Consider the following 11,447-nt stretch of genomic DNA (forward strand, 5'->3'; position numbering starts at 1 on the left):
CCTGCTCCTCCGAATGACTCAGCCGCACCGGGGCTTCGACCACGTCCCTTTCTCCTGTAACGTCGTGGCCCGGGAAAGCTTCATGGGCCGCGTGCCGTACGACTACGAGTTCAAAGCGGGGGAGGTGCTCGTCGACCGGTACCGCATCGATCGCCCGCGCGGCCATGGTGGTATGGGCGAGGTGTACGAGGCGACGGACCTGTACCTCGAGAAGAAAGTCGCGCTCAAGACGATCAAGCCGACGGATTCGGAGGGGCTGCCGCGCCCATGGCAGGCGTACGAGGCGCGTTTTCGTATGGAAGCGCAGATCGGGGTGCGACTGCGGGATCCGCGAAGTTTTCACGATGGGCGTGACCGGCTCGTCACGATCCTCGATTGCCACTTGATGGCCGATGGGCGGCCCATCGCGTTGATGGATCTGTTTTCGGGGCTCACGCTCGCGAACTACTTGGAAAAGCATGGGCGGGTGAAGTTCTCGACCGCGTGCCAGATCGCGCGTGACGTCTGCGCGGGGCTCGCGTTCGCGCACGAGCACGATGTCCTTCACCGCGATATCAAGCCGCAGAACATCATGCTCGAACCGGGGGCCCAGCTTCGGGCGTACATCACGGACTTCGGCGTGGGCAAGGTGCTCACGCCGGGTGAGACGATGCTCACCTGCGAAGGTAGCCCTGTGGGAACGCCCGGGTGGATCCCGCGCGAGCAGTTGCTTGGCATCGCTCCGCCATCGCCTGCAACCGACATGTTCGCGGTGGGCCTGCTCATTTTCCTCATGATCACGGGCAAGGGCGCCTTCTCGCACCTGGGAGGCGACGCGCTTCGTTTGCTCGTGACGAATGCCCCTCCCATCGCGCCGATGTTCACCGAGTTCCTCTCCGAGTACGGCGAGGCGGAGCGGGCACTGGCTCTCCAGGTTGCACGGTGCCTTTCCCACTCGCCCAACGAGCGGCCCGACGCCTCGACGATGGCCGCGGCGTGCGCGCGCGCTGAACGTAGTGCGCGCGGGCGCGACGGTGAGGCGTACGTCGATGCGACGATCGAAGACGAGTCGAACCAGATTACCTCCATGATCGTCGAGGGGCTTTCGGCGGGTTCGGCCGCAGGTGTGTCGCGCACGAGGCCCGATGCAGGTCGCCGTCTCCCCCTTGGAAGCCTGCCCACGGAGGTCAATTCGCAGCCAGGTCCTCCGCCGACCCTGGCGCCGCCGGAGCGCGCCGCGATGCGGGCTGCGGATCGCGCGAGGCACGCGGAGAGCTCCAAGCTGCCGGCCAAGAGCGCTCGGTCCGAGCCCATCGCCCCGTCGATGACCGTGCCCTTTCCACCGCCGCCGACAGCTTCGCTCCCCCATGCGAACCACACGCCGTCGTCGATGTCGCGCACGATGGATCCGGCGTTGGAGAGGCAGCACGTCGCCCACGAGGCAGCGGCGGTCGCCGTGTTGGAGCAAGCATCCGCGCCGCCGTCCGCGCCGGGGCCACAGAAACGTGTGCTGGCGATCGCGGGGCTTGGAAGCATGCTCGGTGTGCTGCTCTTGGTGGGCGCCGGCATGTTCGCCTATCGCTATGGTACGGCGCGCGCGCCCGCGCCTTCTCCCGCCATGCCGGCGGTCGCTGCGGAGTCGTCGGCGGTCGTGCCCTCCGCAGCGGCGCCGTCTGCCGCTACGAGCGCAACGGCCAATCCGCCCGCGGCGAGCGCGTCATCGCGAACGGTCATCGCCGATGCGGCGAAGGTTCCAGCGTTGGCAAAACCTTGACCGCCGAAGAAAGGGCGAGCGCGCGCCCTGAACGTGGGAAGCGGGCTTTGAGAGGGATTCGGCGAAGTGCGCGCCGCGTGCCTCTCGAGCGCGCGGGGTGCTATCGTCGGCGGCACCCAAGAAGGAAAGGACGATGTTTCGCCAGCTCATCGAGGCAGCCCTGAACGAGACGGAACGAGGCTTCCAGGGGCTCGCGCGGCGTTATCCGCGCCTGGAGCCGCTCCTGGCGAGCGACGAGCTCCGCTCCTTCGCGCAGTGGGTGGCATTTGCCCTGGCGTCCATCGATGAGCAGCGGCACGACGACCATCAAGGCATGCTTCGCGCGCTCGTCGCCCAGGCGCTGCCCGGGTGCCTCCGCCCGCGGCCGTCGTCGACCATTCTCGAGTTGCCCGCGGATCGCTCGCACGCGGGGGATCTACAAGGAACCGTGTTCCGAGGACGCGCGGGGACGCTCGAGATGCCCTTTCGCGTGATGTGGCGCATCACGCCCACGCCCTACGAGATGGCCGACGCGCGAATGGAGCGCATTCACGCGAAGCTGCAGGTGCTGCGCATCACCCTGGTGGGGCGTGAGGGGATCGTGCTCGGGGGTGTGCTGCCGGAGCGTGTTCGCTTTTTCGTGCACCCCGGCGACGACGTCGATGGCCGGGGCATGCGCACGTCCCTCGACGTGATTCACGCGTTGCGCGTGGCCGACGGCATCGAGGTGGACGCCTTCGATGCGGAGGGCAACGTTTCCCATAGCCGCCTTCCGGCGGGCTCGTTGCGTTGGGTGCGGATCGATACCGAAGAACCATCGCTCCTTTCGGCGCCGCAGGGACGATTCGTTTCGAGCACCTTGTTGGCGGATCTGTGCGCATTTCCGGAGAGCTTCTCCTTCTTCGAAATCGACCTCACGCCGGTGCGCTCCCGCAAGACCACGCGCATCGAGCTTACGCTACCCCTCGCGCGCGTCGTGGAGGCCGCGTCGAGCCTCCGTCGCGAGAATCTGCGCCTTTTCTGCGCTCCCGCGACGAACGAATACATCGCGCCGATCGAGCCCCTTCGCGCAGAGCGAGGGCCGGAATGGGAGTTGCGTGTTGCGCAGCGACCCCATGCCGAGGTTCTCCATGTGCGGTCCATTTATGCCGAATCCGCGCGGGGGCGATTCGACGTTATCTCCCTGGAAGCACCGGATCGGCCACTGACGTTTGCGGCCGATAGCCATTACTATTTGCTCAAGCAGACGATGGCGCGCGATGAATCGCGCACCGAAATGCGACTCACGTTCGGGGCTCGGCAAGGCTTTCGCGTGGCCGCACCGGCACCGCTGGTGCTCGGAGAGGTCCTTGCGAGCGATGGCCTCCAGACGGAGTCGCTCGGCCTTGGCGACATCGGGGGACGCAACATCACGCGGGTAACGCCATCGCACCGCGCCGTCCTGCAAGGGCTCGCCATGCGCATGAACGCCTTCGCGCGTATGTCGCCGCACCGATTCGCCGAGCCGGCTCATTTGCGCGAGTTCGTGCGCCTGCATGCGCCGCCGAACCCGAGGCAACAGCGCATTCGCCTGCCCGAGGTTCTCGAGATGCACCACGAGCGCGAATCACGCATGCTCCCTGGCGCGGAATGGGAACAGGGCGATCACGTCCATCTGACGGTCGACGACGCGTCCAGTGTTGGCGAAGCGTGGCTTCTTCGCGAGATCCTCGCGCGCGCGCTCGCCGAGAGGCAGAACCGTCTGCGATTTGCGCGGCTCACGCTCGAGCGGAGCGCCACCCATCCCACGAAAGACTTTACGAACGACGATGCCCGCGAGGGCGAGCGCCATGCGGCGCCTCTCGGGTAATTGGCGCAAACGGGTTTCGATATGACGGCAACCGAACAATCGCTCATCTATTTGGAAATCAAGGGCTCGAAGCAAGGGGAGTTCAAAACCGATGACGCCCAGGCCCGCGCGGGGAAGACCGTCTGCCTCGCCTTTGGCCATGGCATCGACGTTCCGCACGACACGCAAGGGAAGGGGCGTGCGGTGGTCCGGAACAAGCCCGTGTGGGTGATCTGCGAGTGGAATCCTTTGGTGGTTCAATGCCAGCAAGCGGCTTGGGACAACGAGGAGCTGAAGGAGGTCGTCATCAAGCGCGCCCGCCGCGACTCCAACGGCAACGAAGTCGTGTATGCCACGACGACGCTGACCAAGGCCACGGTCGCCAAATTCCGAACTCTCTCGGGGCCAACGTCGAAATGGCTTCCGGGTAACCACCCCGATCTGGCTCGCATTTCCTTCCTGGCCAGCAAGATCGACGTGACCTTGCATTCGCCGGATGGCGACACCCGCGCCCACTACGATCGCAAAGAGAACAAATCGTGACCGTGCTCGGGCTCATCGCCGGAAGGGAGCCGCCGCCCGAACCGTCGTCCGTTCGTCGCGCCGTGGCCGAGCTCGTGGCGGATATCGAGCTCCTATTGGGAACCTTGCGTGGATCCATGCCCGGTGACGTGGACTTCGGTGTGGGGGATGTCTCGGGGACGTACGCCTCCGGCGCCGAAGCCGTTCGCGCGTGGTGCTTGGATACGCAAGAAGCGCTAAGGCGCTACGTTCCGCGCCTGCGCCACCCGCGCGTGATCCATGTTCCGGGCGACGCGCTCGATCTCGTCTTTCGGGCAAAGATCCGCGGCTCCATGGCCGTCCAGGGACGCGCGGCGCCGTTGGAGCTCGAGCTATCCGTCGACCCGCAGCGCTCGTGGAGGGTTCGCTAGTGGCGCGATTCCCGCAAGGCGCGGTGGCGGCGCTCACGCGGGCGGCCGAGCAATTTGCGCGCGCGCATCCTGCGCTTTTGGGGCACCTGGGGCGCGCGCCGTCGAGTTTGGCGCTCGATCGCGTGCGTCGCGGGGTTTACGCGCTGGCTGCGTCGATCATCGAGCGGATCCATCGTTTTCAGGCCGATAGCCATCGCGCGCTGGCGGAGGTGGTGGCCGCATCGTCGATGCGCCCGTTTCCAGCGGCCACGATCGTGGAGCTTTCCCTTGCCGGATCGGAATCCAAGCAGCGCGTTCCGGCGCATGCGGAGATTTCGCCACCGAACGACCCGGCATGCCGCTTTCGGCTCGTGAGCCACGTCGACGTGGGCGCGTATCGGGTGGAGAACGCCCGGGCCCATGGGCGCCTCGTCCAATTCGATCTCATCGCGACGTCGGACGCGCCCCTGCAAGACGCATTGGACGATGAACTCCGGCTTTACGTGGACGGGCCACGCGAGAAGGCGCTTTTGTTGCTCATGCACGTTCTCGGCGCCACCGAGCGCGTCGATGTGCAGATATCCAATGGGCCTTCGAAGCAGGCCGGCAACGTAGAGCCGTATGGGTTCGATGAACGCGACGTGCTCGCGCCGGAGCCCGACGGGCCCATGGTGACCGATGCCTTCGTGCAGGAGTATTTCGTCTTTCCAGAGAAGTTCATGTTCTTCGTCGTGCGTGGCGTCCTGTCGGCGCTGCATGGCACGGCGGCGCCGGTGCGCAAGGCGACGGTCACCCTCCGCCTCGACGCGCCCTTGCCGGGGGACCTGGCGATTGGGCCAGACGCCCTTCGTGCGCACTGCGTGCCCGCCGTGAACTTGTTCGAAACCACGTCCGAGCCGCAGACGTTCGGCCCGGGGAAGAGCACGTTTCCATTGCGGGTGGCCGGCGTTCCGAGGCGGCGCGGGGAAGTCTTTGCCGTGCTCTCCGTCACCGCCGCTCCGTGCGTGGGGGAGGGCGAGATCCCCCTGCCGTCGCTCCGGCGATTTCGCGCCGGCGACTTTCACGACGCATTCCCCTATGCGTATTCGACGGAGCGAAAGGTCCAGCGGTCGGACCTTCCGCCCGAGCTTTTCATGACGCTCACGAGCTCGCGCGGAACGGAGCCACTCCTGGAGCCGCATGTCATCTCGAGCCGCGTGCTCGCAACGAACGGTGCGTGCCGTGTCTCGGTCGGCGAGCTCACGGAGCCCGGTCATGGCTTTCCGCGCGCCGTGCGCGCGCGGAACCTACTGCCGACGTCGTCGCACGTGCCGGCGCTGACCGGATTCGACCTCGCCCTCCGTGCATTCGCGAAAGGTGCGATTCCCAAGGGCGATCCGTGGTTTGCGCTGCGGACGTTTCTGGCGTCGCTCCTGCCACCGGAGACGGCGGATCCGGGAGCCTTTCGGGCCAATCTTCAACGCATCGAAGCCATCGAAGGCTTCGAGGTTCGCCCTCGGGCGGGGGCCGGCGGCTCCGGGCGAGGGTACCTCGCGTCGCTCACCCTCGACGAGACACCCTTGCGTGGCCTAGGAGACGTCGCGCTCTTTCTGCGCGTGCTGCATGCCACGCTCGACGCGCAGGTGGGACTGAATGGCCTCTACCGCTGCGAGGCCCTCTGCCGAAAATCCGGGACGCGGCTCGAATGGCCCACGCGTGAGCCCGCACCGCGCCCGCATCGGCATCCGTGCCCGGAATACGCGCGAAAGGCGAAGCGAGAGGCCTTCGTCGCCACCTCCGCGCGTCCCCGAGCCTCGCGCATGGCCCTGGAGTCGATGGTGCGCACGGCATCGCGCTACGGATTCTTCGAGTTGGCGCGCCTTCTCGAGCACACCACGTCGACGGATCTCGAGCACACCGAGCGGGTGCAATTCACGCAGCGACCAAGCCTGGCCTTCCCGGCGGGCGAGGTGGCATCCGTCGCACCGGCCACGAACGACTCGGTCCAGGTCGAGCTCAACTTCTTGGGGCTCGTTGGAACGAGCGCGCCCTTGGCGGCCCAGTTTACCGAGGAAGTCCGCTACGGCGACGACGAAGGCGCGCTGCGCGCGTTTTACGACGTGATCCACCATGCGCTCGCCGTTCGGCTCTACGGTGCCTGGAAGGCGAGCTCGATTGAAGGGGGTTTCGATCTCGAGGGCGGCGATTTGCAGAGCCAAGTGCTCCGCTCGGTGGCCGGGATCGACGCGCCGTCGGCGTTGGAAGAAGAGCCCCTCCCGCCGATGTTGGCCTTGGGCCTTGCCGACTACCAGCGCGGGCAGCCGCACGATATCAATCTACGTGGCGCGGAGGCGTTGCTCCAGCACCTGCTGCCGTGGCCCATTTCGCTCGAGGCGAACGTGCACCGCTTCCTGCCGCTCGGCGACAACGAGACCGCGCATCTGGGAGGTCAATGCTCCCGTCTCGGCGTCGACTTCGTCTATGGCGAGACCCGTTCGGATCGAGAGGGGGCCATCCGCCTGCACATCGGGCCGGTCGATCGCGCGACGCACGAGAGCATGATGCCCGGTGGCGACGTCTACGCGAAGCTCGAGCGCCTGACCAGTCGCGTGTTTGGGGCGAAGGTGCTCGTGGAGCTCGAGGTCCACCTCGCCGCCGACGACACCCCGCGCTGGACGCTCGGTGGGGCAAGCGCGCTGGGCGTCGACACGCGGTACACGATCGCCGATGAAACCGTTCACGTTCGTGCTCCTCTTCTTCCCGAACCGCACCAAGCCCGGTGCGAGTTCGTCCCGATGACAGCGTAAGGTCCACCGTCATGGCTATGAAACCCGCTTGGCCTCTTGGATTGTCGATTTGGCCTCACCACTTTTCCAACGCGGACGCCTACCACGAGGAGAGCGTGCAGCGTGCCGTCGCCCGCGTCGATGGTGATGCCTGGGGCGTCGACGAAATCGATTGGGACGAGACCGCGCTCTCCCGCGGCCAGCTCGTGCTGCAGCATCTCGAGGCCGCGTTGGAGGATGGAACGGAGATTCGCGTGGGGGGCGGGGAGGGCGCGAAGGCGCTGAGCATCCCGCTTTCGGATCTCGGGTCGAGAACGTCGCTCCGCGTGTACGTGGGACTCCCTGTCGCCCAGCCGAGTGCGGCGAACGTCGATCCCGAGGGCGCGACGCGTGCGCTTCACCGCTACGCGCTGGCCACGCACACGCTGTCCGATGTCGCCAACGGCGGCAGGACGGTCGACGCACAATGGCTCCGTCCCAACGTCTTCCTTCTCACGGAGAACGACCGCCTGCACAGCTACGATGTCATCCCGTGCGCGCGGCTCATTTTGGACGAATCGGGCAACCCGACCTTGGATCCGACGTTCATTCCACCGCTATGGCGAATTCGCGCTTCCACCTGCCTGACGGAGCGCATCGATGCCCTGCTTTCGGACCTGGTGGCGCGCAAGACGTGGGCCGATAGCTGGAAGGTCAGCGAAGCCTTTGCGGATCGGCGCACCCTTCTGCGCTCGCTCTTGGGCGGGTTCATTGCCGACGTTTCGGATCTTCGCAGCCGGCGTCATACGGCGCCGCACGATGCCTACGCGCGTCTCGTGGAAGTCCTGTATGCACTGGCGCCGTTCACCGCCACGGGCGAGTGCCCCGAGCCGCCGCCGTTCAACCACCGCGAACTCGATGCGACGTTCCTGCCGCTTTTCGAGGCCATCGCCGAGGTGCTTCAGAGCATTGGCCAGGCACGGTACCGAACCATCCCTTTGGTGCCGACGGAAAACGATGCGTGGCTTCTGCGTGCGGATTTGCACGAACCAGGGATTTTCGACCACGAGTTCTTTCTGGCGATCACCGGAAGCGACCCCGCGCACCTTGCCGAGGAAGCCCCGAAGCTTCTCAAGATTGGCTCCCTGCACGAGCTCATGGAAATGAAGTATGCGGCGCTGTCGGGTGTTCCGCTGGAACGCCGGCCGCGTCCCTCGGGGCTGCCTGAATCGAATGACACCGTGTATTTCTGGCTCGACAAGCGATCCGATGCCTTCGTTGCGGCCATGCGCACGGCATGGATGGGCGTCTACTGCCGCCAGCTTCCCGGCGTCACGCGCATTCACCTCTACGCGGTGCAGCCGGGTGACGCGACATGATCGAGGTCGAGTCTCCGGAGACCGTTCGGGGCGCTTTCCATGGCGAGCCTCGGATGGATGGGTCGATATCCGCGCTCTTGGCGTCCCAGGCCCGCATCGATCGGTTGATCGCGAAGATCGACGCGATGCTCGGGGAGCAATTGGATGCCATTTTGCACCACCCCGAGTTTCAAGCTTTGGAGGCCGCATGGCGCGGTCTCGAATTCGTGGTGAACCGCATCGAGTCGCGGCAGGGCACCCAGGTGGCGATGTGGAATTGCTCGAAGCAGGAGCTCTCGGACGATCTCGCGGATGCCGCCGAGCGCACCAAGTCGCGCTTCTTTCGGACGGTGTACGAATCGCACTACGGGCAGCACGGTGGTGTGCCTTTCGCTGCGATTTTTGCGGGCTTCTCCGTGACGGCGGCGTTCGACGACGTGGCTCTGCTTCGCGCGATGGCCTCGGTGGCCGCCATGTCGCACGCGCCCGTGTTCGTCGACGCCGATCCGGGGCTGTTCGCGCCATCGAAGGGACGCCATGGCTCGCCGCACGATGCCGGCTTCGAAGACCTGTCGGCGGCCACGGATCTGGGCGCCATGTTCGAGGGACCCTCGTTCATCAAATGGCACGATCTGCGCACCAGCGAGGACAGTCGCTATTTGGGTATTCTCCTCCCGCGCATGCGGCTTCGGCTGCCCTACCGCGACGCCACCGAATCAGCCGATACCTTCGTGTACGACGAGACCATCGGGGGGCCTGGCGATCATCTTTGGGGCAGCGCCACCTATGCGTTCAGCCTGCGGTTGGCCGAGAGCTACGCGCGGGACCGAACGGCCATGGGGTTGCTCGACACGTTCCTCACGCCACCTCCCGTGTTCGAGGCTCACGAGGTGATGGGCGACGACGCGTGCAAGCCTCCCGTCGAGGTGCTGTTCTCGCGCCGTCTCGAGGAAGCGCTGGCGGATCAGGGCTTCATTCCCCTGACGTGCGATCCGGTCGATGGCTCGTTGCGGTTCGCGAGCGCAAGTAGCTTGCAAATGCCGAAGACGTTTGGGCGCTCCGAAGGCGGCGAACAAGCGACATTGAATTATCTGCTCGGTACGCGAATGCCCTATCTGATGTTCGTGTGCCGCTTTGCCCATCAGCTCAAAGTGTTTCAACGCGAAAAACTTGGCGGTCACCACACCCGCGAACAGCTTCAGACGCAATTGACTGCACGATTGAGACGTTATGTCGATACCAAGGACAATCCGTCGGCTGCGACGCGGTTTCAATATCCGCTGCGCGGCGCGAAGGTCGAATTGGTGGACGTCCCGGGACAGCCGGGTTGGTATGGCATGAACGTGGTCATCCGGCCGCATGTGCGTTACCGCGACGCGGAGTTCGAGCTCGACGTGACGGGAAGGATCGATCGGCGATGATACCGCGCAAGCCCTTCTGGCCGCCGACGCTCAGCGTCAAGCCGGTGCATCTGCAGGCCTCCGATACCTACGCGGAAGCGCTCTGCGCGCGCGGCTTTCGCCGGCTCGCGCCCGATGCCTACGGCGTCGCGCACATGGACTACGACGAGGGGGCACTCGCCCGGGGCGATCTGGTCATCCGCCGCCTGGACGTGGTGTTTCCGAGTGGCCTCGAAGCGTGGCTGGACGAAGATTTGCCGCCGCTCGAAGCCAATGTTGCCACCCGACTCCACGAGCTGTCGTCGTCCGTACTCGTCTATCTGGGGGTACCGCGGCTCGTGTTGGACGGGCCGAACATGAGCAAGGACGACGCACGCGCGCGGTCCACGCGCTACGTGGGCGATCTGGAGGCGAAAATCCCTTGGATGCGTCCCAAGCTCGAGGTGCTCTTCCAAGGGGACGCGCTGGATCGGTACGAAGTGCTTCCGATCGGCCGCATCGAGCAGGTCGGCTACTCGTACCGCTTTTCGGATGGCGTGTGGCCCATCGTGTCGCACGCCCGGGCATGTGCGCCGCTCGTCGCGGAGATCGGTCGCGTGCTCGCCGCGCTCGAGCAGCGACGTCACGAGCTCGTCGCGGCGCGCAAGGAGCAGCCGTTTCATCTCACCACCTCGATTTCGGCCCCCGGCTTGAACCTTTTCGTGCTGGTCAACCGCCACCTCGCGGCGTTGCAGGTTCTCTCGAAGCGCCACGCGTCGCGGCCGTATGACATTTACCGGCGCTTGCGAACCCTTTACCTCGCGCTCGTGGCCTTCGGGCACGAATGGGAGCGCCCTCCCGCGTACGAGCACGACAAGCTCGCCGATGTGATGCCCTGGCTCTCGACGCGCATCGTGCGCCTGCTCGACGCGGTGGGACGCGATCAGCTGACGAGGCTGTCGTTCGAGCGCGGCGACTACGCCGACATGTTCTCTCTCTCGTTCCGGCGCGAAGATCTCGTTGGCAAGCGCCCGGTGCTCGTCGCCACCTGCGACGACGATGCCTTTCTCGAGCGCCTTCCGCGCGTGATGAAAATGGCTGCGCCGTTTGCGTTGCAGGAGTGCATGCGCCTCGCGCTCCGCGGCGTGCGGCTCGAGCTCGACGTCGATCCGCCGCCGCAGCTCCCGCAGGGTCCGCGCATTGCCAGCTACCGCATCTGGGAGCGCGAGCGCGCAACCGGGCGAGAGCCGGACCTTCGCCCTTATTGGCAAGATATCCTGGCCTGCCGGACCGTGAGCGTCTACGTGCCGGGCGCACCGCCAAGTCTTAAGCTCTTTTTGTATGGCATCGACCGGGAAATCTGGTGATGGTGTTCACCCCGCTAGGAGAGAGAATTTCTTCTACACAGTGGGATTCGAATGATCTCGGCGGCCTTCGATAGGATGCAGCAATTCGCGTCAGTGCGGTGACACGCGCGGTCATTGCTAGTATGGGG

The 11,447-nt window shown here is 65.7% G+C and carries 8 protein-coding genes; all 8 read left to right on the forward strand.

Annotation, left to right across the window (positions count from 1 at the left end; translation table 11 throughout):
• Positions 1-64: 64 nt before the first annotated feature.
• The 8 genes from LVJ94_14440 (at position 65) to LVJ94_14475 (ending at position 11,319) form a co-directional block, all read left to right on the forward strand.
• A complete protein-coding gene (locus LVJ94_14440; protein ID WXB08431.1) occupies positions 65-1,753 on the forward strand; it encodes a serine/threonine protein kinase in 1,689 nt (562 codons plus the stop codon).
• A 133-nt stretch (positions 1,754-1,886) separates the two neighbouring features.
• Positions 1,887-3,581, forward strand: a complete 1,695-nt coding sequence (locus tag LVJ94_14445) for a type VI secretion system baseplate subunit TssF (protein WXB08432.1) — start codon at positions 1,887-1,889, stop codon at positions 3,579-3,581.
• A 21-nt stretch (positions 3,582-3,602) separates the two neighbouring features.
• Positions 3,603-4,103, forward strand: a complete 501-nt coding sequence (locus LVJ94_14450) for a type VI secretion system tube protein Hcp (protein ID WXB08433.1) — start codon at positions 3,603-3,605, stop codon at positions 4,101-4,103.
• A complete protein-coding gene (locus tag LVJ94_14455) occupies positions 4,100-4,492 on the forward strand; it encodes a GPW/gp25 family protein (protein WXB08434.1) in 393 nt (130 codons plus the stop codon). The genes LVJ94_14450 and LVJ94_14455 overlap by 4 nt, the downstream gene beginning before the upstream one ends.
• Entirely contained in the window at positions 4,492-7,257 is a 2,766-nt protein-coding gene (tssG, locus tag LVJ94_14460) for a type VI secretion system baseplate subunit TssG (protein ID WXB08435.1), read from the forward strand. Before LVJ94_14455 ends, tssG begins: the two co-directional genes overlap by 1 nt.
• An 11-nt stretch (positions 7,258-7,268) precedes the next feature.
• Positions 7,269-8,594, forward strand: a complete 1,326-nt coding sequence (gene tssK, locus LVJ94_14465) for a type VI secretion system baseplate subunit TssK (GenBank protein ID WXB08436.1) — start codon at positions 7,269-7,271, stop codon at positions 8,592-8,594.
• A 53-nt stretch (positions 8,595-8,647) separates the two neighbouring features.
• Positions 8,648-9,994: a type VI secretion system contractile sheath large subunit gene (gene tssC / locus LVJ94_14470; GenBank protein WXB08437.1), complete on the forward strand. Its 1,347-nt coding sequence runs from the start codon at positions 8,648-8,650 to the stop codon at positions 9,992-9,994.
• A complete protein-coding gene (locus LVJ94_14475) occupies positions 9,991-11,319 on the forward strand; it encodes a type VI secretion system baseplate subunit TssK (GenBank protein ID WXB08438.1) in 1,329 nt (442 codons plus the stop codon). Before tssC ends, LVJ94_14475 begins: the two co-directional genes overlap by 4 nt.
• Positions 11,320-11,447 lie beyond the last annotated feature (128 nt).

This window comes from Sorangiineae bacterium MSr11367 (assembly GCA_037157805.1).
GTDB classification, from domain to species: Bacteria; Myxococcota_A; Polyangia; order Polyangiales; family Polyangiaceae; genus Pendulispora; species Pendulispora rubella.